We start from the raw sequence: 26,825 nt of genomic DNA, 5'->3' as shown, positions 1-26,825 counted from the left end.
CTACCTATATAAAGGAAACGGATAATAATCTATTTTGGTTTTATAATTATCTTTTCTTTAAACTTTTCCTTCGTCAGTTTTACCCTTCCAAAGTTTACCCTGCCAAGTATTTCTTTCCTTCAAAAGGCTATCAAAGGCATTCAGCACTTCCCACTTTTTGAGGCTCCACATCGGGCCAATTAGCAGATCGCGGGGAGCATCTCCTGTAAGGCGATGAACAATCATTTCCGGTGGCAGAAATTCGAGTGTATCTACGATAAGCTTCACATATTCGTCTTTTTCCAGGAATTGAAGCAAGCCAGCTTCGTATTGTTTCACCATAGGTGTTTTACGCATTAAATGAAGTAAATGGATTTTAATGCCCTGAACATCCATTTGAGCGACTGCTCGTCCGGTGTCCAGCATCATTTCGTGGGTCTCCCCAGGTAATCCATAAATAATGTGTGCACAGGTGCGGATATTATGCTTTCGAAGCTTGGCAACCGCATCCACATAGCATTGTGTGTCGTGAGCACGATTAATGAGTTCAGAGGTTGATTCGTGGACGGTTTGAAGGCCCATTTCGACCCATAGATAGGTACGTTCATTCAACTCCGCCAAGTATTCGATCACATCATCTGGTAAACAATCCGGTCTGGTCGCAATGGATAAACCTACAACGCCTGGCTGCTTTAAAATAACTTCATAATATTCCCGCAGCTCCTCAACTGGTGCATACGTATTCGTATAAGCCTGAAAGTAGCCGATGTATTGGGCTTCCGGCCATTTCTGATGCTGGAGATCACGAATCTTATTAAACTGGGTAACCAGATCATCGCGGCGGCTTCCCGCAAAATCACCCGATCCTCGCGCACTGCAAAACGTGCAGCCGCCGGTTGCGATACTGCCATCACGATTGGGACAAGTAAAACCTGCATCCAGCATGACTTTAAAAACCTTCCCGCCGAAAGCTTCACGCATTTCATAATTCCATGTATGGAAACGTTTGTCCCCCCATAATTGAGGCGACTCCTGAGTAATTGTAGACATAGGGTTGCTCCTTTCTTTCCAACCTATTGTAGCGAAATTGAAGCATGAAAGCGACCCCTGCCTTTCCAAGAAGTTCCCCGTTTAAAGGGAGCGATACGGAGCATGATAACTTTGCATAACTATTACATGCCGAAAGGGGATTTGAACAAGTGAAAAAGTTTCGTACAATTACTTTGGCGGTAGCTTTGACAACGGCATTAAGCTTTGGGGCAACTGGTGCACTGGCTATGGGAACTACAGGAACTACAGGAACAACGGGGACAGGAACTACGACAACATCGGGGTATACAGGAAGTAATTATGACGCTACGGTAGGTACTGGTACTACAGGTACTATAGGTACTACAGGTACTACAGGTACTACAGGTACTACAGGTACCTATACGGGGAGCGGTACTGGTACAGGTTCCTATTCTGGGACAGGAACGGGTACCGGCGTTATGGGTCAAATCAGTGGTTATGGCAACAATATGATGGATCGCATGAGTACTACGGGTACACACACTGGAAATTATGACACTTCATCTTATCGAACTTACGCGACTACCGCAGCAAATGGCAATCGTACGAACTGGGGATGGCTTGGCCTTTTAGGTTTGTTGGGCTTAACTGGCCTTAGAGGAAAAGACAAACGTAGAGATGATGTTAGATAAATAGATACTATAAATGCGTCTTCCAATTGGAGGACGTTTTTTTCTTTTATTAGAATGATCTGCCATTCATAAAGACCATCATCATAACGGAAGCTATTATTAATGAGACAAAAAGGAAAGCAGGTGAATGAGTTGGTTAAGATGTCCCTAGCGACCGATACGTTATCCGTCGAGTTGACCATTAAAGAAGCATTCGCTTTGAGCAGTGGCGTGAAATTCGCTGCAGACCCGAGCATATCGAAGGACGCAAGACGAAAAGTACTGCGTTCTTTGGATCAAAAGTTGTTTCCAGCCACATCGAATACGATTGATTATTATGCCCTGGAAGTGTAATTCCCTTTGATTTTTTTTCTCGAATCGTCTATGATTTGTATTCGATAGCTTGTACGTGTAGGAGGCAAAAAGTAGATGCGTTTACGGGGAAGAAAAGGAATTCGAGAAGATATAGAACGTCAAAAGGAACTCGTTGTTTTAAATGCCAAGGATTATCAAGGCAAATGGGCCGAGTTATTCGGTAACAACAACCCGATTCATGCCGAGCTTGGGATGGGCAAAGGGCGCTTCATTAGTGAAATGAGTAAGAAATATCCGAACATTAATTTCATTGGTGTTGATATGTATGACGAGTTGATTCGCAAAGCGAGCGAGAAAGCAAAGAATGCTCATGAAATCAAGACGGATGAAGAGGCGGAGTCTGCGCCAAGCATTCCGAACTTGAAGCTAATGCTTTTCAATATCGAACATATTGAGGAAGCTTTTGCTGAAGGTGAATTAGAGCGGGTTTATTTGAATTTCAGTGATCCATGGCCGAAGAAAAAGCATGCTCGTAGACGTTTAACACATCCGGGCTTTGTTGAAAAATATCAGCAAATATTAAATGCGAACGGCGAGATTCATTTGAAAACCGATTCGCAATCATTGTTCGAATTCTCGCTTAATTCTTTTGCAGATATGGGACTGAGAATGCGAAATATTTCCTTAAATCTGCATGTGGATGGGATTCATCCTGACCATGTTATGACAGAATACGAAACGAAGTTTGCAGGACAAGGCATGAACATTCATCGCTGTGAAGTGGTAATTGGCGAAAATGTGCTTGCTTCTCATCTGGAGCAGTTAAACAAAGCTAAATCAGAATAGGTCTATACACAAAAAAAGCTAATCCCCCACTGCATAATGGTAGGAATTGGCTTTTTTCTATTTTACTCGAATCAACCAAGCAATTGCATAATAACCTCTGAGCAATCGGCTGAAGGCAGGTACATCTTCTTTTTATGATAATTAGAAACGCGCTTAGCCTCCACATCGGTATACCGGCTAGCCAACATCGATAACCAGTTCGCAATTGTATCTGCAGATCGGATCGGCTCGCCAAAGCCAAGCTGTGTAAAATAGTGGACATTCTCTTCTTCCTGACCCGGTATCGGATCATAGAACAGCATGGGAATTGACTTCGCAAGCCCTTCCGAGCAGGTCATACCCCCAGGCTTCGTAACGAGCAAATCGGAAGCTTCCATCAGCTTGCCAATTTCTTGGGTGAAACCAAGCAAATGAATATTGGGATGCTGATAACGGGCGTCCATCGCCAGCTTTGCTAATGCTTTCTCATTATTGCCTAAGCAAAATATGAATTGGATCCGATCTCTCCATGCTATCAGGTGCTCACTGAGCGAATCGCCGCCGATTAATCCCCAGCCGCCTCCCATAACTAGTACGGTAGGCAGAGATGCCAGCTCGAATTGTTGTCGAATCATCGCTTTATCGTGGGCAACACGAAAGCTTGGATGAACTGGAATTCCTGTGATTTCGACTTGGGCTGCCGTAATACCGCGGCCCAGCAGTTTATTTTTGACGTCTTCTGTCGAAACCATATATTTATTTACTTCTCTACTGACCCAAGTCCCATGGACATCGTAGTCCGTAATGACCGTGCATAGCGGGATGTCTAAGCCAGCTCTTTTCAATCTAGATACCACAACACTGGGAAAAGGATGTGTGCAGACAATAGCTTGAGGAGCCCACTGCTGGATAATGGCCGCTGTCTGTGCATAAAAAATGCGATGTAAGGCCAATTGCGTCAAGCGGTTGAGCGATTTTTTATATTGAGAGCGGTACAATCGGCCGTAAAGCTTGGGCTGAGAGGTTAGTGTCTTTTTGTAAGCATGGATGATCCAAGGTGCTAAGGTCGGGTGCAGGAATGAGCCTAATTCTAAAACACGTGTTTCGATTGTAGAACAACGCTGCTCTAAGTTTACGGCAAGTGCATAAGCCGCTTGCGTATGTCCGGCTCCGAAGCCTTCTGAAAGAATAAGAACCCGTTTTTTAACATGCAAGACATTCATTCGTTTACCCCCAGATAGCTACTGTCACTAGAGAAGCCGTCGTTCCAATTAAACATCCAACGATACAATCGGAAGGATAGTGCAGCCCTAGGTAGATACGTGATATACCAACGATTAATGCGAGCGGTATGAGGATAAGTCCAAGAGCAGGTACGGCTGTAACAAAAGGGAAAATGATCGAGAAGATGGCAGTTGTGTGCCCGGAAGGAAAGGAATGATCCGTCAGCGGGTTTTTATAAGTAATGGTTTGAGGGTGTACCAGGTAAGGCCTAAGTCTTGGGTATTTCTTTTTAATAATAGCAACTGGAATATGACTGATGGTTAAGGCAAGGAGAGCTTGGATACCTGCAGTACGCAGTGGGTCTTGCCCGAACAATGCAAAGCATAAGGATATCGCAATGGAGGCTGTGGCCCCGCCTAAATGTGTTATTTTATTAAAGAAATGATCTAGGAAGAAGTGCTGGATACGTTGATTCACAAAGTGGAATACGCGTGTTTCATGATGCTGAAGCCAGTGTACGACCCTGCTCATGAGTAGTAGCCTCCTTCGCTGCTTGGATACTTTCTTAAGTCTTATTATAAAGAAGATTTATTAAAGGAAGATTAACGCAGTAATAAATTTCAAGAAATTCAATTTAACGTTCATCTGATCTCCCGATAACAATCCTGTGCTAGCATGATGTGAAATAAGGGAATTGAAGGTAAATAGTAAAAGGGGCTGATAAGGTTGAGAGTTGCCTTATTTACAGATACATTCCTGCCAGATGTAAATGGAGTTGCCAAGACACTTGGCAGATGGACGCGGTTTTTGGAATCCAAAGATGTGGCTTGTAAAGTGTTTGCTCCTACTAGTATGACAGAAGGTGACAACGATCCGTTCCGTGTAGAACGTTTTTACAGTATTCCCTTTTTATTGTACCCCGAATGTCGCTTAGCTATCCCAAATCCTCTCAATGTTCGCAAATCTCTCCATGCCTTTCAGCCTACAATCATTCATTGTGCAACCCCTTTCAATTTGGGACTTTTTGGCTTACACCATGCTCGCAAACACAAAATACCATTAGTTGCGTCCTACCATACTCACTTCGACCAATACTTGAGTCATTATAAAATCCCTTGGGTGGAGCCTACGCTCTGGAAATACATGCAATGGTTTCACCAAAGCTGTCAGAAGGTGTATGTGCCTTCTAAGTCTACCTTGCAGCATCTGCATGCCAAAGGGTTAAGCAATCTAGAGATTTGGAGCCGCGGTGTCGATGCGGAACGATTCCAGCCAATTGTCGATCGAAAGTCAGTACTCGGGACATATGGCGTAGATCCTGCAAAGTTCGTTATGCTTTATGTCGGGCGTTTAGCCCCTGAGAAGAGTGTAGAGGTCGCACTAGACAGTTTTACTGCACTGCCAGCTGCGATCAGAGATGATTGTCGTCTAATTATTGCTGGTGACGGACCGTCTGCCGGAGTGTTACGCGAATGTTATGGAGGGGCACCGGGAGTTACTTTTACCGGTTTCGTTCAAGGGACACAGCTAGCTGAGCTTTATGCGGCTGCAGATGTGTTTCTTTTTCCTTCGGCGATAGAGACTTTCGGCAATGTTGTTCTGGAGTCAATGGCTTCTGGGACTACGGTGATTGGAGCTGCTGCTGGCGGGGTACAAGATACTATTGAGCATGAAGTGACGGGATTACTCTGTCCTTCTGGCGATATAGCTGCTTTCACACAAGCCATCGTAAGATTGTATGAATCACAGGAGACTCGTCACAGACTTGCCATTGCGGGTAGGGAGTTTGCCCTGCGTCAATCTTGGGAACACATATTTAACGAATTGTTGACCAGCTATGAGGAAGTAGTCTATAGGACTTCGGCCAATCAGTCCCACATGCATGCAACCCGTATGATCCGTTAACAGGGGCAGATGAGCAAAAGTTGTCAGGGAGAGCTCAGGTGAATTATAATAAACCCCGTATCACATGGGGGACGGCTAGTTCGTCTAAATGGTGAACTTTTGGTACACAATAAAATGAAAAACGTTGAAAACAGGACTTTAACGATCTGATTTCAAGCACATGCTGCATAGTCTGTGCGCGTTCCGCTCAAATCTCAGAGAAATGGCTTATATTCGTCATTGTGAACTTTGACAAATGAGTGGAAAGAGAGGAAAATCAAGAACGGTTATTCACATGGTACATAAAACTGCGCATACGCGTATAAAAAGATAGCTTGTGTGCATAAACAAAAAAAGGGGGACTTTGCTTCATGCTTGACAATATTATGCTTACCTTTCAAATTGGCTTGGCCTTGGTCGGTGCATATCAGTTGTTTTTGACTTTTTTCGGATGGTACCGTCCCAGAAACAAACAGAAATTTGCTCCCCAGAAATCGTTTGCCGTATTGGTTGCCGCTCATAATGAGGAGCAGGTCGTTGGTGCATTGATCGAGAATCTGAAGGCTTTGGATTACCCCAAAGAGCTTTATGACATCTTCGTGATTTGTGATAACTGTACAGACAATACAGCGGATATTGCACGCAGTCATGGTGTTAATGCCATGGAACGCCATAACCCGAACCTGAGAGGGAAAGGTTACGCGATCGAATGGATGCTGAAAGAGCTTTGGAAACGGGAGCGTCAGTACGACGCCATTGTCATGTTTGATGCCGACAATCTTTCCAGCCCGGATTACTTGATTCACATGAACAATGATCTTTGCTCCGGTTCTAGAGTTATTCAGGCTTACCTGGACAGCAAGAACCCGAATGATTCCTGGGTTACTGGCTCCTATGCAATCTCCTATTACTTTGCAAACCGCTTCTGGCAAATGCCCCGTACGAATTTAGGGCTTGCTAACTACTTGGGTGGCACAGGAATGTGCTTTGAATCCAAGCTGCTTAAACAGATCGGATGGGGAGCTACCAGCCTTGTTGAGGATCTGGAGTTTTCGATGCGCTGTATCAAACTCGGTATTCGACCGACTTACAACTACGAAGCGATTGTTTACGATGAGAAGCCACTAACGTTTAAAGTATCTGCCAAACAGCGTTTACGCTGGATGCAAGGACACTTTGATGTGGCCAAGCGTTATTTCTTCCCTCTATTGTGGCAAGGTATCAAAGAGGGCAGTTGGACGAAGATTGACGCGGCTATCTACTCTGCTAACGTATATAATTTCTTTTTCGGTGCGATTATCTCCGTGCTGCTATGGATTAAATCCGTGACTCCGGGCTGGTCGGACGCGCCTATGCTTGCCGACATCAATCCTGTTTTCTTTAACACCGTAAGCATAGCGATTTATGTGCTGCTGCCTATTTCCATGTTAGTTGAGAAGGCTCCTGGCAAGGTATATAAATATTTAATTCTTTATCCAGTGTTTATGCTTTCTTGGTGGCCAATTACGTTCTATGCGTTCTTCACGCAAAACAACAAACAATGGAGCCATACGGAGCATACCCGTGTTATTCGTCTAGACGAAATGAAAAGTAAACAAGTGAGTTGACTTTCTCTGGATGAGATGATATTATATTTCAAGTAAAAGCAGAAGCGCCCGCTTCTCACCTGACCGACGCAGTTGGCTGGTTTGAATGAATCGTCATGAATGTACAATAGGTTTGCATGAACCTGTTATTGATGAAGATGTGGGCCACTGCGCCCGCATCTTTTTTATATTGTTAGAGAGAGCGTTACATACTTTTTGGAGGTGGAATACTATTAGCAAAGACCATATGATTAATGATGAGATTCGTGTGAAGGAAGTACGCCTGATTGGGGCGGACGGAGAACAACTCGGCATCACGCCGATTCGCGAAGCTCTTCAAATCGCACTTGACGCGAATTTGGATTTGGTAAATGTGGCACCGACGGCTAAGCCGCCAGTATGCCGCATTATGGATTACGGTAAATTCCGTTATGAAACACAGAAGAAAGAAAAAGAAGCTCGCAAGAACCAGAAAATCGTGGATATCAAAGAAATTCGCTTAAGCGCGACTATCGATGAGCACGACTTCCAAACGAAGCTTCGCAATGCCGTAAAGTTTCTTGGCGAAGGCGATAAAGTGAAAGCCAGTGTCAGGTTCCGTGGTCGTGAAATAGCGCACTCGGAGATTGGCCGTAGAGTACTTGAACGTTTAGCTACTGAAACAGCTGACATTTCCTCACAGGAGCGCGCTCCTAAGCTTGAGGGAAGAAGCATGATCATGATCTTAACGCCGAAAGTCACTACCTAGGCGTTATACTAAATTAGGAGGAACAAAACACCATGCCGAAAATGAAAACACACAGCAGCTTGAAAGGCCGTTTCAAAATTACTGGCACAGGCAAAGTGATGAGATACAAACAAGGTAAAAATCACTTGCTTTCCGGTAAATCTTCACGTACTAAACGTGTTCTTGGAACAAACCCAGTTATGGCTCCAGGCGATGTACGTCGTCTGAAACAACAACTTTCTAACATTAAAGGTTAATATTCGAACATTATTTATACATCCCAGGAGGTAGTTAACAATGGCAAGAGTCAAGGGCGGATTTATTCGCGCTCACCGTCGTAAGAAAATTTTGAAACTAGCAAAAGGTTATTTCGGTTCCAAACATCGCTTATTTAAAACAGCTAAAGAACAAGTAATGAAATCTTTAGTGTATGCTTACCGTGACCGTCGTCAAACGAAACGTAACTTCCGCAGACTGTGGATTACACGTATCAATGCAGGCGCTCGTCAAAACGGCTTGAGCTACAGCAAATTGATGCACGGCCTGAAATTGGCTGGTATCGAAGTTAACCGTAAAATCTTGGCTGATCTAGCTGTGAATGATTCCAAAGCGTTCAACGATTTGGCAACAGCTGCAAAAGCAAAAGTAAACGCGTAATAGCGTTCTTAGAAGCCTGTTCCCTTTAGGGAGCAGGCTTCTTTTTGCATGAAATGGACGAGATTTAAGCGTTGGATGGTGTTTCTGATCGACGATGTTTACGAAACAGTACAACGAAGAACATCAACAGCGGGATAACAACTTGAAAGACAGGGAAAAACTTTACACTAACATTCAAGCCAAGCCACACGTGATAGGTATAGTTCGGTTCTATAAAAGATGTGATAAAAATAATAAAACCCACATAGAAAATCCACAGGCGTCTACTTGTTCTGCTCGATAATCGGGTACATGCATAAACGGCCCCCCAGTAGAAAGCGGTCATTTTCACAAATAAACCCATAAATAAAAGCAAGGTGACCATAACATCTAGTCGCTCTAGAATATCACCAACCTGTATTAACTGAACTGCCTGCAAAAAAGGCAAGGTACTATTTGCAACAAGGGTTGTCCCAAGCACCATCAAGTTTAATATATTCATCAAAATTAAAAAAGCGGCAACGCTGAGATAAGATAGTATACTGATTCGCTTAATCTTTTGCTTCTCAGACAATAGGTGCCATACCATGAAAAAAAGCACCATTTGTCCAAATGGAAACGATATAATGTCAGGGAACGCGGCTTTGATAACCGGACCAAGTCCATTATCAAGAATAGGTAACAGGTTGTCTTTGTGGAGGATTCCAGAAATCAAAATCAATAATATCAATGCTCCATAGCTTACGAAAATAAGCGGTAACAGGGCCTCATTCACTCTGGAGAATGTTTCGATACCCATGGCAACCGCGTAAGTAGCAAGTAATACAATAATAAGCATAGTCACGTATTGGGGTGTCGAGCTTAGCAGTGTTAAATTCGTTATTTCTCCAAAATCACGGACGTTTCTCATGGATTCGTAGGCAAAATAAAGGGCAAAGAGGATCCCAATCCCTGTTCCTATTTTGGTCCCGAAACACAGTTTTAAGAGCCCGATCAGACATTCTTCTGGTGCTATTCGTTGTATATACAAAAACATGATTAATAAAAGCAAACCCGCTGCAGCGGCGAATAGCATGGCAAGCCAAGAATCCTGCTTAGCGCCGCTGCCTAATGCAAATAAAGGTGTACTACCTATTTCAAAAAGAATGATCGTGACGGCTAGTTGGTAATTGCTGATGCGCTCCATAGCAAGCCTCCTTCCATAACTTACTATTCGTGGTCATGCAGTAGTTGATTAAAAGGCTTATTACTCATTCCTATTCGGTCAATTTTAATATGAACACTGGGCTCTAATTGGAGGGTAGGAAATTGTTCTTCCCAGTCGTTCTTTATTTTCTTCCATACCTTAGAATATTTTCTGTGAATCACATCTGCAAAACCAAATACATCCGTATTTTTCTCGATAGCAGATTGAAAGGCTTTGATCATTAAGTTTTTAACTTCCTCATTCGCAATGTCTTCCGTGGCTTTAATACCCTTTATCTTTGAGAGGTCGTCATTGCAGCCATTCTCAATAAGAACACCAGCAGCATGTACTTCCACTTTCATTATCCATTGCCCGTCATTTGCAAGGATTGGCTTCAATTTGCTTGTCGCTTTGGTGATTCGAATCGCCGATTTATGATCTTTGCTGCGTTTGGAACAGCCAAAATGCAAAACGGTCTGTTTAATTGAGTCCCGGATCCAATTAATTCCGTATCCTTCATCGGATGTAAACCAGCCAACGAGCTTATCCTGTTTGAAAATACCAAGTCTGCCCAATTTTAATTTGTTTGCAGATGTAGTTTTCTTTAATTCAGCAATAGAAGCGTTAGGGCCAACGCCAGTGCCAGAAATGATCACTTCAGGAATCAATGTATAGGAAGAGTCACTCGTCATTCCCATCATGACATTTTGAATCATCATTTGATTTAAATTAGAGCCGTTTTTTTCTTCATTGCGAATCATATTACGAACGGCAGCTCCAGGCAGCTTCTCAATGGACGCAACTTGCTCCAGGATTCTTCTTCCTTCCCCATTCGTTACTAATACGCTGACAGTCTCTCGAGCATCCGAATTGCGCAAATAGATTTCCATGAGCTGGGAAATGCCGTGCTTTGCCGCCTGTTCACCAATGACAACAATTCGATTATGGGCAAAAAACAAAGCACGCGGCATTTCCAAACTTGATTTTTGAACTGCACCTCGAAGGGTACCGCCGCTCGTAGAGAATACGCTGACAGGTGCTTGCTGGCCGGCATTTCCACCCATGCTTTGACTCGAAATCGATTGTGGAATGACGATCTGATAAGAAACAGTCCAGTCTTTCCCGTTCCAATCAATGGCTGTTGCTGCTGTAATTCCGAGTTGATTTAACTCGATCCGATCCCAGCATCCGGATAGCAGTAGGCATAAGAAGATGCTTGTCAGTAAGCGAAGCCAACCGTGAAGGAAGTTTTTTCCCATTCACATAGCACCTCCTTAATGGCATATCAGGGATTATCCCTCTTTGGTGGAGACTTCTTCATGTTCGGTGCTTGTCTGGTGTAGTTTTTGCTTAAGGGGCGACCAGCCATTTTGGCCCAAGGAACTCGGATGAGAATATCTCTAAACTTTGGTAAAGCTAAAGGGGCAATAGGCGTTAGATAAGGGACTCCGAAAGAAAGGAGAGAGGCCAAATGGATCAAGATGGCCATGCATCCTGCCATGATCCCGAACAAGCCAAATGTGCCAGCTAGCAGCATAAGGATGAATCGGATTAATCGGGCAGCTATTCCCATATTTAACGCCGGCGTAACGAAATTGGAGATGGCCGTGAAGGAAACGACAATGACCATAGCTGCCGAAACAAGACCAGCTTGCACAGCAGCTTGCCCCAGTACGAGTGCACCAACGATGGATATGGCTGAACCGATGACACGGGGCATTCGTATGCCAGCTTCCCGAAGAACCTCGAATGTAATTTCCATCAGGAAAGCTTCCACAATAGCGGGGAAAGGGACGCCTTCCCGCTGTGCAGCCAGGCTGATCAGCAGGGTTGTCGGCAGCATCTCTTGATGAAAGGTTGTGACGGCAATATAGCAGGACGGGAGCAGCATGGAAACAAAAAAAGACATATAGCGAATACAGCGGACGAAAGTAGCAATATCAAAACGTTGATAATAATCTTCACTCGATTGTAGAAATCTAAAAAAGGTTACCGGAGCAAGGAGGACGAAAGGAGTTCCATCGACGATTATGGCGACTTGTCCTTCCAGAAGGCCGGCTGCTACGGCATCTGGCCTCTCTGAGTTCATAATAGTAGGGAAGGGGGTGTAGGTTCTATCCTCAATGAATCCTTCAATGTACCCGCTCTCAAGGATGCTGTCGACGTCAATCCTGTCTAGGCGATTCTTAACTTCCTGAACGACCTGATCTTCAGCAATTCCATCCAAATAGGTGATGACGACTTCAGTTTGCGTATATCGACCTAATCGCAGGCTAATAAACCGAAGATCGGGGGATTTAATTTTCCTCCGCAGCAAGGAGGTGTTGGTTCGCAAGTCTTCTGTAAAGCTTTCTTTCGGACCTCTTACAACGGTTTGTGTTTGAGGCTCCTCTACGGCACGCTTGTCCCACCCTGTTGTACCGGCGATTAATGCTTCATTGTAGCCGTCAGCAATAATGGCGGTGTTGCCGTCCAAGAGAGCTGCCAAGAGGTCTACGCCTTCAATCGTAGCGGTCAAATTACTAATGGTTAAAGCTTGTCTCAATAAGTCATGAAAACAGATTTCTTGGTTCCAGTAAAACTGGGTTTCTTGAGAGCTTAGAAGGGGCTTGATAATATGCTCATTAACCGCTTCCGATTTAACGAGACCATCTATGTACACAAGAGCAATCGCATTGGTATCGGGAAAGATGCCAATATCCATACGGCGAATGATGACATCAGAACTTGTCCCAAGCCTTTGCAGGAGCTGTTCAATATTCTCTTGCAGGTCTGTTGAAAGCGGGAAAGGGATTGGCAGGGACGATTTCATCAGTAGCCCCCTATTTTCCTAGATTGGTATTATCTTCTCTCTCATGATTTTGTTTTATTCAGTTTTGACTATTGACTATTCTTCAGGGGATGCATATAATAATCTCTAAATCATATTATATATGGTGATCTACACTAACGAATCGGCTATGAAGAGGAAGAAGTAATAAGGGCACTTATGCGCAGAGAGCGTTGGACTTGCTGAAACCATCGCCTTAATCCCTTACGTACGAAGTCACCTCGGAGCTGTTTTCCTGAAACATGCGGCACAGCCGTAGGTAATAGGGGGAATCGGAAGAGCACACGTTATCGTGCTGAGGGTATTGTTCTTCATGAACATACCTGCTAAGGCTATGGGCTGTGAGGCGCGTAGCAAATTTGGGTGGTACCACGGAAGCTTGAACCCCTTTCGTCCCGTTTACACGTTACGTGCGTGTATGGGATGAATAGGGGTTTTTCTTATTGTCTAAGAAAGCTCGATGATTTACATGAACTTACTTTTTGAGAGGAGGATCACAATGAATGTTCAAACTGAACCAAAGAGGTCAAAAGAAGAATTGATTGAGAAGCTTATGAAGCCGGACCTGATTACAGGCTCCGAAATTCTACTAAGAAGCTTATTGCTGGAGGGTGTGGATTGCGTCTTTGGATATCCGGGCGGCGCTGTTTTGTACATCTACGATGCTATGCATGGTTTTGATGATTTTAACCACTTATTGACTAGACATGAGCAAGGCGCTATTCACGCAGCTGATGGATATGCGCGTTCCACAGGCAAAGTTGGCGTATGTATCGCAACTTCCGGACCGGGGGCAACGAACCTCGTCACAGGAATAGCTACAGCATATATGGATTCCGTTCCGTTAGTCGTCATTACAGGTAACGTTGCTACAAACTTCATTGGTACGGATGCTTTCCAAGAGGCTGATATTACCGGTATTACAATGCCGATTACGAAGCACAGCTACTTGGTTAGAGACGTAAACGATCTACCACGCATCATTCATGAAGCGTTCCATATAGCGAACTCAGGTCGTAAAGGTCCGGTTCTCATTGACATACCAAAGGATGTCTCCGCTCATAAAACGATATTTAAACCCGTAACGGATGTAAGTATCCGCGGTTATAACCCAACGGTGCAACCGAATAAACTGCAAGTGGATAAGCTGATCAAAGCTATCGAAGAAGCAGAGCGTCCGGTCATTATTGCAGGCGGCGGTGTCGTATACGCAGACGCATCCAAAGAATTAATCGAGTTTGTCAATAAAACACAGATTCCGGTTGCAACGACCTTGCTCGGATTAAGCGGCTTCCCAAGCGCGCATGAGCTATGGCTCGGAATGCCAGGGATGCACGGGACGTTTACAGCGAACACAGCCATTCAGAATGCGGATCTCTTGATTTCTATCGGTTCCCGATTCGATGACCGCGTGACGATGAATTTGAACGGCTTTGCTCCAAAAGTGAAGAAAATCGCTCATATTGACGTTGATCCTGCGGAAATTGGCAAGAACGTGAAGACCGATATCCCATGTGTTGGCGATGTGAAAGCTGTTCTGGAATATGCGAACACCAAAGCAAAGCCTGCGAAGAGCGGAGCGTGGATTACTGAGCTTCAGGAAAGCAAAGAGAAGTTCCCGCTGAAATACGGCAATACCGAGACGGAATTGAAGCCACAATTCGTTATCGAAATGATTAGTGAGACGACGAAAGGCGAAGCGATTATTACAACAGACGTTGGACAGCATCAGATGTGGGCTGCGCAATTCTATCGTTTCAAAAACCCGCGTTCCTTGGTTACTTCCGGTGGTCTTGGTACAATGGGCTTCGGCTTCCCATCAGCAATTGGTGCTCAAATGGGGAACCCTGATAAACTCGTTGTTTCCATTAATGGCGACGGCGGCGTTCAAATGTGTGCGCAAGAGCTTGCGATCTGTGCGATTAACAACATTCCGGTGAAGGTTGTTATTATTAACAACCAAGTGTTGGGCATGGTTCGTCAATGGCAGGAGATCATTTATGATAACCGCTATAGCCACATTGATTTGGCTGGCAGCCCAGATTTCGTGAAACTGGCTGAAGCTTACGGCGTAAAAGGCTTGCGTGCCACGACGAAGGAAGAAGCAAGAAGAGCATGGCAGGAAGCACTCGATACTCCGGGTCCTGTCGTTATTGATTTCGTCGTGCCAAAAGGAGAGAATGTGTTCCCAATGGTTAAAGCGGGCGATACAATTAGTGACATGTTAATGGGGGATTCGGAATGACAACAAAACATACAGTTTCCGTACTCGTAAACAATCAGCCTGGTGTCCTGCAGCGTGTATCCGGTTTGTTCGGACGCAGAGGCTTCAATATTGAAAGCATCACCGTAGGGGAGTCCGAAGAACTCGGACTTTCTCGAATGGTTATCGTCACCACAGGGGACGATAACACGCTTGAGCAAATTTCCAAGCAATTGTATAAGTTGATTGATGTCATTAAAGTCATCGACCTAAGCTCGAACCCAATGGTTGCTAGAGAGCTTGCACTCATTAAAGTAAATGCAGAACCGATTATGCGTCCGGAAATACTCGGTATTGTTGAGACATTCCGCGCAGCGGTTGTAGATATTGGGCCAGCCTCGATTATCGTGCAAGTTGTTGGAGATTCAGATAAAATAGATGCTATGGTCGAATTACTTCGTCCTTATGGCATCCGTGAGCTTTCCCGCACGGGAGTTACAGCGATGATTCGCGGTTCAGTCAAATAAGAAACAAGCAGTTGTTTTGGACATTGAGGTAAAGCCTCCTTGAGTGGGGCTTTCAGCGGTGTACTCTTTAGCGCTTGAAAAGGGTAAATCGTTGAAACACCCACTCAAGGGGTAGACAATACGGATTCATCATATTAAAGGAGGATTTATTCGAATGGCAGTTACTACTTACTATGAAAAAGATGCAGACTTAGCGGTACTTAAAGGTAAAACGATTGCAGTTGTTGGTTATGGTTCCCAAGGACACGCACAAGCACAAAACTTGCGTGACAGCGGATTGAACGTTATTATCGGACTTCGTGAAGGTCGTTCATGGAACTCTGCAAAAAATGATGGTTTCGAAGTTGTATCCGTTGAAGAAGCAGCAAGACGCGCTGACGTGATCCAAATTTTGATGCCGGATGAAACACAAGCTCGCGTTTACCGTGAGTCCATTCAACCGAACATGAAAAAAGGCGCAGCGATCATGTTCTCCCATGGTTTCAACATCCATTTCGGACAAATCGTAGCTCCTGAAGGTACAGATGTATTCTTAGTAGCTCCTAAATCCCCAGGTCACATGGTACGTCGTACGTATGTTGAAGGCTTTGGCGTTCCTGGCTTGATCGCAATCGAGAAAGACGCTACTGGCAACGCAAAAGCAATCGGTCTTGCTTATGCAAAAGGTATTGGCTGTACACGTGCAGGCGTTATCGAAACTTCTTTCCGTGAAGAAACAGAAACCGATTTGTTCGGTGAGCAAGCTGTTCTTTGTGGCGGTGCTTCTGAACTGGTTAAAGCAGGTTTCGAAACATTGGTTGAAGCTGGTTATGCACCTGAAATGGCTTACTTCGAGTGTCTACATGAGCTGAAATTGATCGTTGATATGATGTATGAAGGCGGACTGGCTTCCATGCGCAGCTCCATCTCCAACACAGCTGAATACGGTGACTATGTAACTGGACCACGTATTATCACAGCTGAAACGAAAAAAGCAATGAAAGCTGTTCTTACTGATATTCAACAAGGTAAATTCGCTCGTGACTTCATCTTGGAAAACCAATCCAACTTTGCTTTCATGAACGCAACTCGCCGCAATGAAGCAGAGCACCCAATCGAAGTGGTTGGTAAAGAACTGCGCGAAATGATGCACTGGATCAAAAAGTAATCAAAAGTACTAATTTATAGCAATACCTTCCACAGGGAGTGATTGAGGAGAATTTCCCAATCACTCCCTGTGAATACTATAAAGACGAGTAAAGGTGTGTCTTTTAAAACTACGAAGAACAGCCTAGTGCAGGGCTCAGTGTTTGCTGGAGAAGCGTAGCGTTCGTATTTGAAAACGTGTCCCTACCTTTTGTTTATTCAGATGAGGGGACATGTTTTCAAGAAACGATCGGAAGTAAATGCTGAAGACCGGAACGGTCATTGGGCTCTGCTTCATAGGTTTAATAGAACAACAAAAATCTCTTAGGAGGTGACATGGTGCGCAAAATTTACATCTTTGATACAACGCTCAGAGACGGAGAGCAGTCGCCGGGTGTGAACTTGAACACACAGGAAAAGGTTGAGATCGCGCTGCAGCTTGAGAAGCTAGGCGTTGATCGTATGGAGGCTGGTTTCCCGGCCGCATCGCCAGGTGATTTGGCTGGTGTGAATGCCGTTGCGAGAGCCGTCAGGAATGCCTCTGTTATCGGATTGTCCCGCTCGAAGGAGAGTGACATCGAGGCCGTTCGTGAGGCGCTACAGGGCGCTCAGGACCCGTGTATTCATCTATTCTTAGCGACGTCTCCTATTCATCGCCAGCATAAGCTGAAGATGGAGAAACACCAAGTGCTTGAGACAGCTGAAGCAGCGATTAAATATGCGAAGAAGTATTTCAGCAAAATCGAGTTTTCACTCGAAGATGCTGGTCGTACCGAGCTGGATTTCATCGCGGAAGTAACAGCAATGGCTATTCGCGCTGGCGCGTCCGTCGTGAATATTCCGGATACAGTCGGATTTATGACGCCATACGATTACGGTAATATTTTCAAAATGCTGAAGGAAACCGTGCCAGGCATTGAGAAGATTCAGCTGAGCGCGCACTGCCATGACGACCTCGGAATGGCTACGGCTAACGCGCTAGCGGCGGTAATCAATGGTGCTGATCAAATCGAAGGCACCATCAACGGCATCGGCGAGAGAGCGGGCAACACCTCGATCGAGGAAGTTGTAATGGCGCTCGAGACGCGCCAGGACTTCTACCAAGCGAAAACTTCGCTTGTGCTGAAAGAGATCTACCGCACCAGCCGTTTGGTCAGCAAGCTGACCGGCATGGTGGTGCCAGGCAATAAGGCGATCGTCGGCGCTAACGCGTTCGCCCATGAGTCTGGCATCCATCAGGATGGGATGCTCAAAGAGAAAACGACTTACGAGATTATTTCCCCTGAGACCATCGGGGTCAAGGAAAGTAAGCTCGTGATGGGTAAACACTCCGGACGCCATGCGTTCCGTGAGAAGCTAATTGATCTCGGCTATGACCTCGGAGACGAGCAAGTGAACGCGGCTTTTGCCAAGTTCAAAGATTTGGCAGATCGCAAGAAGCAGGTAGAAGACGAAGATATTCGTGCATTGATCGAAGAGAAACTGATCGAGACGCCGGAAATTTTTGCGCTAGGCACGCTTCAGGTTGCTTATGGTAACCAGATGACACCAACGGCAACGGTTCATGTTCGCTTCCAGGACGGAACCGAAGTGGCGGAAAGTGCAGTTGGCAACGGCTCAGTTGACGCGATTTATAATGCGATCGATAAAGCAACGAAGGAAGACGTCGAGCTGGATGACTACTCCATCAAATCCGTATCTCACGGGAAAGATGCATTAGGTGAAGTTCACGTTGTTCTTAAGCAGAATGATGTGTCCGTTCAAGGTCGCGGTATTTCTACGGATATTCTGGAAGCAAGCGCCAAAGCGTATTTGGACGCTGTGAACAGGCTCATTGATAAACGCAAAACCCCAACAAGCAACAGAAGCAACGTTACGTTGATTTAATAACCTTGAGTCCACGGCACCACCCAGATAAGCACCTCACCTCCAAGCATAGCGAGGAGGGGTGCTTTCTATAAATGCGAAAGGATGCGTCCATTTATGAAATATCGATTTTCTAAATCGCTTGAAGGTTTCTCATCCTCGGCGGTAAGAGAAATTCTCAAGCTGACACAAGGCAGTTCGATTATTTCTTTTGCCGGCGGATTACCTGCTGAAGAGTTTTTTCCTTTGGACGCGGTTGCTGAAGCGTTTCAAAGAGTAATTGGCGGCGGGAAGTCAGCGCTCCAGTATGGTTTGACCGAGGGCTACAAGCCACTTCGTGAATCCTTATGCAAGCGGATGGCTGCTAAGAATATGCAAGTAACGCCTGACGAGATGCTGCTGACGACGGGTTCTCAGCAAGCGATTGATCTTCTTACGCGTGTTTATATTGATGAAGGCGATGTCATTCTTGTTGAAAGCCCAACTTATTTGGCGGCGATTCAAGTATTTCAAGCCAAAGGCGCTAAGATTTATTCGGTTGATAGCGATAATGACGGTATGATTCTTGAAGATCTATCGGCCAAAATTGCAAAGCACAATCCGAAGATGGTTTATGTCATTCCGACCTTCTCCAACCCAGCAGGCCGGGCATGGAGCTTGGAGCGTCGTCAAGGCTTATTAGATATTTGCCGCGGCGCTGAAGTGCTTATTCTGGAAGATGATCCGTATGGAGAAATTCAGTTTGACGAAAATGAAACCTATCCAACGATCTTTTCCCTAGGCGGTAAAGCGGAAGGTGGCAATGTCGTTTACACCAGCACCTTCTCCAAAACCGTCGCGCCTGCGTTCCGAACAGGATGGGTAATGGGCGACGAAACCATTATTCGCCAAATTGCTCGTTTTAAGCAATCTGCGGATCTGCACTCCAGCACGATTGATCAGCAAACGCTGTATCATTTGCTTGAGCACTTTGATCTCGACGCACATATCTCCTTAATTCGTGAGCAATATCTGGATCGGATGAAATTCATGTCAGGCCTATTGAAGGATTTAAACTGGCCTGGACTGAAATGGGAAGAGCCGAAGGGCGGCATGTTCATCTGGGTGGAGCTGCCAGCGCATATTCGTGCAGAAGATCTGCTGAAAATCGCGGTAAAAGAAGGCGTAGCCTTTGTTCCAGGATCCACATTTTACGCCGAAAATCCACAATACAACACAATGCGCCTGAATTACACACATACGGATCGTACGAACACGATTCTCGGTATGCAGAAATTAGCTAAGGCTATGGAATCATATCTACAAAATGCATAAAAGATAGCACACGCACCCTCATGCAAATTGGTCGTCCAAGATCATCGGCATGGGGTGCTTTTTTGCGATCTATATTGGAAATACAGAATAGAAAGAGCCGCCTAACCCAAGAAATCTTCACTGGGATTTGGCGGCTTGTTATTCGTTCCGATTCATTCATCCAATCTTGCTTTACATTAAGGGTCTTGAATCGGGATCAGTTAACTATGCTCAATTGAGGTTACTGGATGAATGAATCCATATTCGCTGTTAAGTGATGTTGTAAAAAGTGCAACAGCCTTTGGGCGTGTGAATTGTTGTACAAAATACAACTTGCTGCTTCGGGAAGTCACCACAGGGTAGAATTCCCATAGAAGCACCAGTAAAGTTGGCGCGCTAAAAGTGATCATCCGTCCGAAGAAACCAATAGAGATGGGATTCTCAGTAAGACGTTTTTCATCTAGAAAATCATCGGATCATTGACATGGAATATATTTCAAATTATGATAAAAGGAGGACGATGGAAAGGATTGGTGACTTCATGTTGATACAGATTTCCAATTATTTGTTCATGGGTTCTTTATTATTGCTTATTGTAACTTGTATTGCAAAAGGTGCATTGAGCCAGGGGTTTACTAGTGTAACTGGTTTGGGTGGCAATAGCGGGTCAGTCACTGATTTGAATATGGAACATAATCAAAAGAAACATTTTCAATTTCAAGATTCATTGGTTGGTAGGATCGTTAATTCTTATTTCTTTTGGATTTCTGTTTTTGGTATTATCATTTCCATGGTTATTTCAAAACTCTAAGATTATTAAAAGCCGCTAAGCCAGTTATTGAACTACTACTGGCATTGGCGGCTTTTTGCTCAAAAAGATCGATGAAATTGTCTGTTGTTGAAGGAGGCTTTTCTTTGCTTAAACCAATCAACCGAAGCCGAGCAAGAATATTTCTTGGTAAAAAAGTGTATCGACTTAAAAGGTATCTTCAATGGTATTTGGATGGGAAGACCTATGCCAAAGCGAAGCAAGCGGAGCCTCTCCCTTATCTCCTATTTTCACATAAAACCCCACTCCTTAGACAGCTGAAGGATGTAGATATGTGGCTTCAGCACAATAAAGTGATTAATCTAAGGATAGCAGCCAAGCAGTTAAACGGTGTCATTGTGAAGCCAGGTGAAACATTCTCCTATTGGCGGTTAATTGGCAGCACGACCAGGCGTAAAGGTTATCTGGACGGTATGGTGCTTTTTCATGGGCAGGTACAGGCAGGTGTCGGAGGTGGGTTATGCCAGCTTTCGAATTTAATCTACTGGATGACACTGCATACGCCACTTACCGTAACGGAAAGGTATCGCCACAGCTATGACGTATTTCCGGATACGGGAAGAAGTCAGCCTTTTGGAAGTGGAGCAACTTGTTTCTACAATTATTTAGACTTGCAAATTCTTAATGAGACAACAGAGGAATTCCAACTCGTTATCCGGGTCACGGATACTCATTTGGTTGGGGAGTGGCGTGCTGTTAGGCCAGCCATGCATACCTATGAAATTTATGAGAACAAACATTGGATTACGCGCGAATACTGGGGCGGCTATGTTCGTCACAATGAGATACATCGCAGAGTGCTGAACTTGGAAGGTGAAATCGTTGGTGATGAATGGGTGACTGAGAATCATGCCATCATGATGTATGAGCCCTTGTTAGAAGCGGGGGTGAATTACTAATATGCAAGTGAGGGATTCTATTTTCTCGATTATAGGTGATACCTATAAATACGATAGCTTTTATATCTAAAGAAGAGGGGCTACTTATGATACAATGTTAGCAGTATATAACGATAGTAAATGCTTTCAATAGCAGGTTTACTAATCTAAGGAGTGAATGGCAGTCATGGCAGATGTGAAGAAAATCGCTGTAATCGCTGGAGACGGAATTGGTCCAGAAGTCGTTGCAGAAGCGGAAAAAGTATTAAAACGTACCGAAGAATTGTTCGGTTATCAATTTGAAACAGAGCATGCCTTGTTCGGCGGTATTGCGATTGATGAGAAAGGCACGCCACTTCCGGAAGAAACGTTGAAAGTTTGCCAATCGGCAGACGCAGTACTTCTAGGAGCTGTTGGCGGACCGAAATGGGATAACAACTCCAAAGAGCTTCGTCCTGAAACGGGCCTGCTCGGCATTCGTAAAGCGCTTGGACTGTTCTCGAACATTCGTCCAGCTTTCATCTTTGACTGCTTGAAAGAAGCTTCCACGTTGAAGCCTGAAGTGCTGGAAGGAACGGATTTGATCGTAGTTCGTGAATTGACTGGCGGGATCTACTTCGGTGAGAAATTCCGTCGTGAAACAGCTAATGGTCAAGAAGCTGTCGATACTTGTGCTTATAATGTTACTGAAATCGAGCGTATTGCTCGTCAAGCGTTTGAAATCGCACAAACGCGTCGCAAGAAGCTTGCTTCTGTAGACAAAGCGAACGTTCTGGAAACTTCCCGTCTATGGCGCGAAACCGTGAACCGCATTGCGGTTGATTATCCGGATGTTGAGCTAGAGCACGTGCTTGTTGATAACTGTGCGATGCAATTGCTGCGCCGCCCGTCCAGCTTCGATGTCATCGTGACTGAAAACATGTTCGGCGACATTCTGAGTGATGAAGCAGCCATGTTGACAGGTTCCATCGGTATGTTGGCATCCGCTTCTCTTGGCGAAGGCAGCTTCGGCTTGTACGAGCCGGTACATGGCTCCGCTCCGGATATTGCAGGTCAAGGTATCTCCAATCCAATCGCAACAATCCTTTCCGTTGCTTTGATGTTCCGTTTGACATTCGGTTACCACGAAGCAGCGGATTCCATCGAGCGTGCGGTGAAAGAAGTGCTGGATGCGGGTCACCGTACAGGCGACATCGCTGTTGACAAGAGCAAAGCTATCGGTACTCTTGCAATGGGCCAACTGATCGTAGACGCTATGCGTAAATAATAAAAAAAGCTTGCCAGACGAGGCCGTAGAGGCTTCGGAGGGCGAGCTTTTTTTGTAGAAATGAAGAAATAATAAGGCAAACATTTGGTGAGTCTAGTTTGCAGCTTTTTTTCTTGTTAGGCTTGCTTCAAACATATCAATGATAAATAGGAATCGTTCTGCCTCACGAAACACATGGTCAGCAAGTAAAGGATGAATGATACTTTTTATACGACAAGCTTCGATTAATTCCCTTGCTGTTTTTTTGAAATCTCGGAGAGAAACAACAGAAACCCGATTCTGATCAAGGAATTGGTCGAGAAGCGGCTCCGTTTGGGATTGAGGACGCATTCCGCTTAAATCAATGGCTTGAAAGAGCAGTTGGTCAAAATCTTGACTAAAGTTTCGAGCTTGTTCAACTAGCTGTCGTTCGGACGGATCAAGGAGATGTCCGATGAACTTCGCATGGTCAGCCATTATTCTCAAAAAGAAAACATTTTCATCAATGATCGCATCGGGCAGAGGTTCTAATCGACCAGCATTCAATTCCTCTAAGCGATTTCTAAAATAATTGGCCTCTCTGCTGATATGATCAACTAATAAAGGGAAATTGTTACCGCCTGGAAGTTTACATTGGATGATGAGACCCAAAACTCTTCTTTTAAAAGCCCATATATGGGTTGCGGCTAAGTGTACTTCCATGTTAAAGCGTTTGATTTGTTCAGGATCAGTTAACTCGTTAAATGAATGGGATTTGCCTTCTATTTGTTCAAAAGTATGATAAAAATGATCGGCTTCTTGGATTAATTGCGTATCCTCACACCGAAATCCCAGCTTCAGAAATAAAGAATGCTCTTTCATAATTCGTGACCAGAATCGTATCTCATCCAATGAACGACTAACGAACTCATTTGACAATTCCGACACTCTCCTCCAGAAGTAGTCTAATACCCTATGTATAATCTTCGTGGGAGGAGCTTATGCAGATGTTGTGAAAAAAGGACAACGAATGACTTTAATAGTTCCGCATAATTTTTGGTTAGGGAAGGAGCAGGGCATCCAAAAACGTACTTAGGGAAGCGAAATCGTTCATGTACATCAGGACTTCATATATTATAATAATTATTATGTAGTATCTGATCTAATTATTGACTTTCATCTAGTCGGATGTTACCATTTTATACGAATAAGATAGATTTGAGGAGGAATCATACCCATGGCAGAGCGTTTAGTTGGTAAACAAGCTCCAGATTTTACAATGGAGACCGCTACAGGTGACGGTAAAGAATTTGGTAAAGTTTCTTTGTCTGATTACAAAGGAAAATGGTTAGTATTATTCTTCTACCCATTGGACTTCACATTCGTTTGTCCAACAGAAATCACAGCACTTAGTCATGCAGCTGCTCAATTCAAAGAATTGGACACTGAGATCCTTGGTGTTTCCATCGACAGCATCCACACGCACAAAGCTTGGATCAATACGCCAATCAACGATAATGGTCTTGGCAAATTGGAATTCCCACTTGCTGCTGACATCACGAAATCCGTAGCTCGTGACTACGGCGTTCTGATCGAAGAAGAAGGTATCGCGCTTCGCGGTCTGTTCATCATCGATCCAGAAGGCGAATTGAAATACGAAGTTGTTAACCACAACGACGTAGGCCGCAGCGTAGAAGAAACGCTTCGTGTGCTTCAAGCGCTTCAATCCGGCGGATTGTGCCCAATGAACTGGAAACCAGGCGACAAAAATCTGGTTGTAAAATAAGCTTTTGAATACATAGAGAAGCTCCTCTGGTTGGCATGCGAATGCGAGCAGGGGAGCTTTTCTTCATGAAGGAGAGTTGGCATGACTGTTCCCACGAATTTGAAATATACAAGAGATCACTACTGGGTTCGACTGGACGGGGAAAAAGCTGTTGTCGGATTAACGGAGTACGGCATCAGCGAGCTGGGTATGATTGTTTTTATCGAGCTCCCAGATCAGGATACTCATGTGAGAAAAGGGGAATTCATTGGCTCTGTTGAGACTGCGGCAGATGACGAACACGATCTGCTAGCCCCTTTATCCGGTAAAATAACATCAGTCAATCGGCTGCTGGAAAGAGCGGTGATGCTGGTTCTCGAATCCCCCTATGATAAGGGCTGGCTATTTACGATTCAGTTGAGTCAAGATTCTGAGCTGGAGCAGCTATTGGAAGAGGATACTTATGTACAGGAGTTTTCGCTGGAAGACTGAAAAAGAAGGACGTAAGCCTCACTGAAGTGAGTTCTTACGTCCTTTTTTCAATCGCTGAAAAGGTAGACGCTTCCATAAAAATTTTTGGTATGATGATAGGTGATAGAACTATGAACTGTCCAACAGGGAGGAAATGTGAAAAAACCAACAAAGCTGCCCAAATTGTACGTTAAGCGGCAGTTCCGGACTTTACGCGTCCGGAACTGCCGCATTTGTATTCAATATCTAGTGTTGGCCGCTTGCAAGCTTATCAACGAAACCAGCAAGCAGCACATCCAACCCGAACGAAAACTCATCCTCCCAGTTCACAGAAGTCGTATAAGCGGCTAGGCGGATAAAGTGGGGATATCGCTCCTTGGGTAATGCCTCAATCTCTTTGTATCTTGTCTCCGATTCTTCCTGGTTTTCCTCCGAAAACTTCGCGCGATCCCTCAATCGGCATTCTTCTTCGACAAAGCCGTAGATGAAGTTCTTGAGCATGGCTGCAAGCCACGGCACTTGGACATCCTTAAATCCAGCTTCGACGAGCGCCCGAAACAGAAATTCGATATGTGCCAAACGGTTGGGGCTTGCCGCATGCGTCGCGTTCATGATGTGCACGGCGTCTGGGTATTGCAGCAGACTTAGGCGGAAGCTCATCGACCACAGGCGCAGCTGCATTTTCCAATCCAAAGCGGTATCGGGAAAATCAATCTTGGTGCTGATCTCTTCTGCCAAGAGATGAAGCAGCTGTTCTTTGTCCTTCACATGGTAGTACAAAGATGAGGCTTTCACGCCTAGTGAGTCGGCGATTTTGCGCATGCTGATGCCATCCAAGCCCTCGACTTTAAGCAGTTTCAGCATGATCCCGACAATGCGGGCACGATCGAGAGGCGTGTGAAGCGGCTCACTCCGATTCGTGTCCTCATCTGTCGTTAAGGGATGAATTCGTCTTCTTGCCATGTCAGATCACCTTCCATTTTATCTCTTGACAAGTATAGCACAATAGTTTAATCTAACGGTATTATATTGTTATTTATCACTGTTAGATTAAATGATAAGAGGAGCGTATAAACATGCAAACGACCACTATTGAATCCATTGCCCGTACCGCCGGGGATATTTTATCCCATGCGTGGAAAGCAGTCTACGACGAGGAGAAGGATGAACTGACCGAGATGTTCAAGAAGTTCGGCGATCGCGCCTATGGCGCGTGGATTCAACAATTTATGGCGCCGGTTGCAGAGCGGCTTACCGCTGATGGTTTCATCATCAGGGGCGGATTTAACTTAAAGGATTCCATTGAGAACTGGGGACCGCCTGAAGAACGGGAACGCTGCGTTTGGTATGTCGTAAAGACAGCGGAAGGTGAAGAGGTGGGTACGTTGGTGCTGCAGGTCTATCATTCGCACCGCTCGTTCTTCATGCCAAGAGCACCGCGACTGCTGGCACTTGAAGTTACGGATCGGGAAGCCATTATCGCCGCACTCTCGGATGCTTCAACCCGAATCCGCTGGGATTTAAGGGAGGAACGAATGCCTCAGCCGCAATTACAATCCTTCCCAAGTCAGCGGTTCGAGTACGCGACAGATACTTCAATCGGAGATGGACTAAAGCCTGCAGCAGACGGTCAGCTATACAGCTGGAATTTGGACGATGCGCTGGGCCATTGGGGGCGGTATGGATGGGAACTTGTATCCGTCGTTCCAGCTGGAGGCAAAGTGATTGCGTACTTCAAACGCCCGCTGAATGACTAAGGGCTCTGTATA

The 26,825-nt window shown here is 44.9% G+C and carries 27 protein-coding genes; 19 read left to right on the top strand and 8 right to left on the bottom strand.

What is annotated here, in order from left to right:
• Positions 1 to 57 precede the first annotated feature (57 nt).
• The gene (mnmL, locus tag QFZ81_RS28935; RefSeq protein ID WP_307438981.1) at positions 58 to 1,029 is read right to left on the bottom strand and encodes a tRNA modification radical SAM protein MnmL/YtqA; all 972 of its coding nucleotides are present in this window, start codon (positions 1,027 to 1,029) and stop codon (positions 58 to 60) included.
• Between the two features lie 149 nt (positions 1,030 to 1,178).
• Here mnmL and QFZ81_RS28930 point away from each other — a divergent pair, with 149 nt between their 5' ends.
• From QFZ81_RS28930 to trmB, 3 genes are all read left to right on the top strand, one after another.
• Positions 1,179 to 1,682 carry a WGxxGxxG-CTERM domain-containing protein gene (locus tag QFZ81_RS28930; protein ID WP_307605579.1) on the top strand — a complete coding sequence of 168 codons (504 nt, stop codon included), beginning with the start codon at positions 1,179 to 1,181 and terminating at the stop codon, positions 1,680 to 1,682.
• Between the two features lie 102 nt (positions 1,683 to 1,784).
• Entirely contained in the window at positions 1,785 to 2,015 is a 231-nt protein-coding gene (locus QFZ81_RS28925) for a hypothetical protein (RefSeq protein ID WP_307438985.1), read from the top strand.
• A gap of 75 nt (positions 2,016 to 2,090) precedes the next feature.
• Entirely contained in the window at positions 2,091 to 2,822 is a 732-nt protein-coding gene (trmB, locus tag QFZ81_RS28920) for a tRNA (guanosine(46)-N7)-methyltransferase TrmB (protein WP_307438986.1), read from the top strand.
• Between the two features lie 71 nt (positions 2,823 to 2,893).
• On the opposite strand, the gene QFZ81_RS28915 is transcribed toward trmB, so the two are convergent.
• Together QFZ81_RS28915 and QFZ81_RS28910 are read right to left on the bottom strand one after the other, a co-directional pair.
• On the bottom strand, positions 2,894 to 4,024 hold the full coding sequence (locus QFZ81_RS28915) for an MGDG synthase family glycosyltransferase (protein ID WP_307438988.1): 1,131 nt from the start codon (positions 4,022 to 4,024) through the stop codon (positions 2,894 to 2,896).
• Positions 4,025 to 4,028: 4 nt separating this feature from the next.
• The gene (locus tag QFZ81_RS28910; protein ID WP_307438990.1) at positions 4,029 to 4,556 is read right to left on the bottom strand and encodes a phosphatase PAP2 family protein; all 528 of its coding nucleotides are present in this window, start codon (positions 4,554 to 4,556) and stop codon (positions 4,029 to 4,031) included.
• Between the two features lie 195 nt (positions 4,557 to 4,751).
• Between QFZ81_RS28910 and QFZ81_RS28905 the strand changes: the two genes are divergently transcribed.
• The 5 genes from QFZ81_RS28905 to rplT all read left to right on the top strand — a co-directional run bounded on the left by QFZ81_RS28905 (position 4,752) and on the right by rplT (position 8,879).
• Positions 4,752 to 5,930, top strand: a complete 1,179-nt coding sequence (locus tag QFZ81_RS28905) for a glycosyltransferase family 4 protein (protein WP_307605578.1) — start codon at positions 4,752 to 4,754, stop codon at positions 5,928 to 5,930.
• 350 nt (positions 5,931 to 6,280) lie between these two features.
• Positions 6,281 to 7,516: a glycosyltransferase family 2 protein gene (locus QFZ81_RS28900; RefSeq protein ID WP_307605577.1), complete on the top strand. Its 1,236-nt coding sequence runs from the start codon at positions 6,281 to 6,283 to the stop codon at positions 7,514 to 7,516.
• Between the two features lie 226 nt (positions 7,517 to 7,742).
• Positions 7,743 to 8,243 (top strand): translation initiation factor IF-3, encoded by a 501-nt coding sequence (infC, locus tag QFZ81_RS28895; protein ID WP_047681158.1) that lies wholly within the window; start codon positions 7,743 to 7,745, stop codon positions 8,241 to 8,243.
• A 32-nt stretch (positions 8,244 to 8,275) separates the two neighbouring features.
• The gene (rpmI, locus tag QFZ81_RS28890) at positions 8,276 to 8,479 is read left to right on the top strand and encodes a 50S ribosomal protein L35 (protein ID WP_171692578.1); all 204 of its coding nucleotides are present in this window, start codon (positions 8,276 to 8,278) and stop codon (positions 8,477 to 8,479) included.
• A gap of 40 nt (positions 8,480 to 8,519) precedes the next feature.
• Positions 8,520 to 8,879 (top strand): 50S ribosomal protein L20, encoded by a 360-nt coding sequence (gene rplT / locus QFZ81_RS28885; RefSeq protein WP_028553998.1) that lies wholly within the window; start codon positions 8,520 to 8,522, stop codon positions 8,877 to 8,879.
• A gap of 64 nt (positions 8,880 to 8,943) precedes the next feature.
• On the opposite strand, the gene QFZ81_RS28880 is transcribed toward rplT, so the two are convergent.
• Genes QFZ81_RS28880 through QFZ81_RS28870 form a run of 3 tightly spaced genes read right to left on the bottom strand, consistent with a single transcriptional unit; the run spans position 8,944 to position 12,856 of the window.
• Entirely contained in the window at positions 8,944 to 10,044 is a 1,101-nt protein-coding gene (locus QFZ81_RS28880) for a GerAB/ArcD/ProY family transporter (RefSeq protein WP_307605576.1), read from the bottom strand.
• 23 nt (positions 10,045 to 10,067) lie between these two features.
• Positions 10,068 to 11,303, bottom strand: coding sequence for a Ger(x)C family spore germination protein (locus QFZ81_RS28875; RefSeq protein WP_307605575.1), 1,236 nt, complete (start codon positions 11,301 to 11,303; stop codon positions 10,068 to 10,070).
• Between the two features lie 26 nt (positions 11,304 to 11,329).
• Positions 11,330 to 12,856: a spore germination protein gene (locus tag QFZ81_RS28870; RefSeq protein ID WP_307439007.1), complete on the bottom strand. Its 1,527-nt coding sequence runs from the start codon at positions 12,854 to 12,856 to the stop codon at positions 11,330 to 11,332.
• 517 nt (positions 12,857 to 13,373) lie between these two features.
• Here QFZ81_RS28870 and ilvB point away from each other — a divergent pair.
• From ilvB to leuB, 8 genes are all read left to right on the top strand, one after another.
• Entirely contained in the window at positions 13,374 to 15,119 is a 1,746-nt protein-coding gene (ilvB, locus tag QFZ81_RS28865) for a biosynthetic-type acetolactate synthase large subunit (protein ID WP_047681146.1), read from the top strand.
• A complete protein-coding gene (ilvN, locus tag QFZ81_RS28860) occupies positions 15,116 to 15,604 on the top strand; it encodes an acetolactate synthase small subunit (RefSeq protein ID WP_057305082.1) in 489 nt (162 codons plus the stop codon). Before ilvB ends, ilvN begins: the two co-directional genes overlap by 4 nt.
• Positions 15,605 to 15,758: 154 nt before the next feature.
• The gene (gene ilvC, locus QFZ81_RS28855; protein ID WP_047681140.1) at positions 15,759 to 16,751 is read left to right on the top strand and encodes a ketol-acid reductoisomerase; all 993 of its coding nucleotides are present in this window, start codon (positions 15,759 to 15,761) and stop codon (positions 16,749 to 16,751) included.
• Between the two features lie 317 nt (positions 16,752 to 17,068).
• Complete coding sequence (locus QFZ81_RS28850) at positions 17,069 to 18,616, top strand: 2-isopropylmalate synthase (protein WP_307449384.1); 1,548 nt, start codon at positions 17,069 to 17,071, stop codon at positions 18,614 to 18,616.
• 96 nt (positions 18,617 to 18,712) lie between these two features.
• A complete protein-coding gene (locus tag QFZ81_RS28845) occupies positions 18,713 to 19,909 on the top strand; it encodes an aminotransferase-like domain-containing protein (protein ID WP_307605574.1) in 1,197 nt (398 codons plus the stop codon).
• 499 nt (positions 19,910 to 20,408) lie between these two features.
• Positions 20,409 to 20,699 (top strand): hypothetical protein, encoded by a 291-nt coding sequence (locus tag QFZ81_RS28840; protein ID WP_307439015.1) that lies wholly within the window; start codon positions 20,409 to 20,411, stop codon positions 20,697 to 20,699.
• A 71-nt stretch (positions 20,700 to 20,770) separates the two neighbouring features.
• Positions 20,771 to 21,616 carry a VanW family protein gene (locus tag QFZ81_RS28835; RefSeq protein WP_307439018.1) on the top strand — a complete coding sequence of 282 codons (846 nt, stop codon included), beginning with the start codon at positions 20,771 to 20,773 and terminating at the stop codon, positions 21,614 to 21,616.
• Positions 21,617 to 21,782: 166 nt separating this feature from the next.
• Positions 21,783 to 22,862, top strand: a complete 1,080-nt coding sequence (gene leuB, locus QFZ81_RS28830) for a 3-isopropylmalate dehydrogenase (RefSeq protein ID WP_307439020.1) — start codon at positions 21,783 to 21,785, stop codon at positions 22,860 to 22,862.
• 93 nt (positions 22,863 to 22,955) lie between these two features.
• On the opposite strand, the gene QFZ81_RS28825 is transcribed toward leuB, so the two are convergent.
• Positions 22,956 to 23,759, bottom strand: coding sequence for a DUF2935 domain-containing protein (locus QFZ81_RS28825; RefSeq protein ID WP_307439023.1), 804 nt, complete (start codon positions 23,757 to 23,759; stop codon positions 22,956 to 22,958).
• Positions 23,760 to 24,057: 298 nt separating this feature from the next.
• On the opposite strand from QFZ81_RS28825, the gene QFZ81_RS28820 reads away from it, so the two are divergent.
• Together QFZ81_RS28820 and QFZ81_RS28815 are read left to right on the top strand one after the other, a co-directional pair.
• Positions 24,058 to 24,606, top strand: a complete 549-nt coding sequence (locus QFZ81_RS28820) for a peroxiredoxin (RefSeq protein ID WP_047681044.1) — start codon at positions 24,058 to 24,060, stop codon at positions 24,604 to 24,606.
• Between the two features lie 81 nt (positions 24,607 to 24,687).
• Positions 24,688 to 25,077 carry a glycine cleavage system protein H gene (locus QFZ81_RS28815; RefSeq protein ID WP_307605573.1) on the top strand — a complete coding sequence of 130 codons (390 nt, stop codon included), beginning with the start codon at positions 24,688 to 24,690 and terminating at the stop codon, positions 25,075 to 25,077.
• 225 nt (positions 25,078 to 25,302) lie between these two features.
• Here QFZ81_RS28815 and QFZ81_RS28810 read toward each other — a convergent pair whose 3' ends face one another.
• A complete protein-coding gene (locus QFZ81_RS28810; protein WP_307439029.1) occupies positions 25,303 to 26,019 on the bottom strand; it encodes a TetR/AcrR family transcriptional regulator C-terminal domain-containing protein in 717 nt (238 codons plus the stop codon).
• Positions 26,020 to 26,132: 113 nt separating this feature from the next.
• On the opposite strand from QFZ81_RS28810, the gene QFZ81_RS28805 reads away from it, so the two are divergent.
• Positions 26,133 to 26,813 (top strand): DUF6022 family protein, encoded by a 681-nt coding sequence (locus QFZ81_RS28805; protein ID WP_307605572.1) that lies wholly within the window; start codon positions 26,133 to 26,135, stop codon positions 26,811 to 26,813.
• Positions 26,814 to 26,825: the final 12 nt, after the last annotated feature.

Source organism: Paenibacillus sp. V4I9 (assembly GCF_030817295.1).
GTDB lineage: Bacteria > Bacillota > Bacilli > Paenibacillales > NBRC-103111 > Paenibacillus_E.
The sequence above is the reverse complement of the archived record's forward strand: the minus strand, read 5'-3'. Positions and strand labels throughout refer to the sequence as shown.

What these genes read in the sequence shown, in the direction of transcription:
- QFZ81_RS28910 (WP_307438990.1), bottom strand. Translation starts at nt 4,556, where the DNA reads ATGAGCAGGGTCGTACACTGGCTTCAGCATCATGAAACACGCGTATTC.
- QFZ81_RS28805 (WP_307605572.1), top strand. Translation starts at nt 26,133, where the DNA reads ATGCAAACGACCACTATTGAATCCATTGCCCGTACCGCCGGGGATATT.
- QFZ81_RS28900 (WP_307605577.1), top strand. Translation starts at nt 6,281, where the DNA reads ATGCTTGACAATATTATGCTTACCTTTCAAATTGGCTTGGCCTTGGTC.
- leuB (WP_307439020.1), top strand. Translation starts at nt 21,783, where the DNA reads ATGGCAGATGTGAAGAAAATCGCTGTAATCGCTGGAGACGGAATTGGT.
- rpmI (WP_171692578.1), top strand. Translation starts at nt 8,276, where the DNA reads ATGCCGAAAATGAAAACACACAGCAGCTTGAAAGGCCGTTTCAAAATT.
- trmB (WP_307438986.1), top strand. Translation starts at nt 2,091, where the DNA reads ATGCGTTTACGGGGAAGAAAAGGAATTCGAGAAGATATAGAACGTCAA.
- QFZ81_RS28845 (WP_307605574.1), top strand. Translation starts at nt 18,713, where the DNA reads ATGAAATATCGATTTTCTAAATCGCTTGAAGGTTTCTCATCCTCGGCG.
- QFZ81_RS28880 (WP_307605576.1), bottom strand. Translation starts at nt 10,044, where the DNA reads ATGGAGCGCATCAGCAATTACCAACTAGCCGTCACGATCATTCTTTTT.
- ilvB (WP_047681146.1), top strand. Translation starts at nt 13,374, where the DNA reads ATGAATGTTCAAACTGAACCAAAGAGGTCAAAAGAAGAATTGATTGAG.
- QFZ81_RS28915 (WP_307438988.1), bottom strand. Translation starts at nt 4,024, where the DNA reads ATGAATGTCTTGCATGTTAAAAAACGGGTTCTTATTCTTTCAGAAGGC.
- QFZ81_RS28840 (WP_307439015.1), top strand. Translation starts at nt 20,409, where the DNA reads ATGGAAAGGATTGGTGACTTCATGTTGATACAGATTTCCAATTATTTG.
- infC (WP_047681158.1), top strand. Translation starts at nt 7,743, where the DNA reads ATGATTAATGATGAGATTCGTGTGAAGGAAGTACGCCTGATTGGGGCG.
- QFZ81_RS28925 (WP_307438985.1), top strand. Translation starts at nt 1,785, where the DNA reads ATGAGACAAAAAGGAAAGCAGGTGAATGAGTTGGTTAAGATGTCCCTA.
- QFZ81_RS28875 (WP_307605575.1), bottom strand. Translation starts at nt 11,303, where the DNA reads ATGGGAAAAAACTTCCTTCACGGTTGGCTTCGCTTACTGACAAGCATC.
- QFZ81_RS28820 (WP_047681044.1), top strand. Translation starts at nt 24,058, where the DNA reads ATGGCAGAGCGTTTAGTTGGTAAACAAGCTCCAGATTTTACAATGGAG.
- QFZ81_RS28835 (WP_307439018.1), top strand. Translation starts at nt 20,771, where the DNA reads ATGAAATTGTCTGTTGTTGAAGGAGGCTTTTCTTTGCTTAAACCAATC.
- ilvN (WP_057305082.1), top strand. Translation starts at nt 15,116, where the DNA reads ATGACAACAAAACATACAGTTTCCGTACTCGTAAACAATCAGCCTGGT.
- mnmL (WP_307438981.1), bottom strand. Translation starts at nt 1,029, where the DNA reads ATGTCTACAATTACTCAGGAGTCGCCTCAATTATGGGGGGACAAACGT.
- QFZ81_RS28810 (WP_307439029.1), bottom strand. Translation starts at nt 26,019, where the DNA reads ATGGCAAGAAGACGAATTCATCCCTTAACGACAGATGAGGACACGAAT.
- QFZ81_RS28815 (WP_307605573.1), top strand. Translation starts at nt 24,688, where the DNA reads ATGACTGTTCCCACGAATTTGAAATATACAAGAGATCACTACTGGGTT.
- QFZ81_RS28870 (WP_307439007.1), bottom strand. Translation starts at nt 12,856, where the DNA reads ATGAAATCGTCCCTGCCAATCCCTTTCCCGCTTTCAACAGACCTGCAA.
- rplT (WP_028553998.1), top strand. Translation starts at nt 8,520, where the DNA reads ATGGCAAGAGTCAAGGGCGGATTTATTCGCGCTCACCGTCGTAAGAAA.
- ilvC (WP_047681140.1), top strand. Translation starts at nt 15,759, where the DNA reads ATGGCAGTTACTACTTACTATGAAAAAGATGCAGACTTAGCGGTACTT.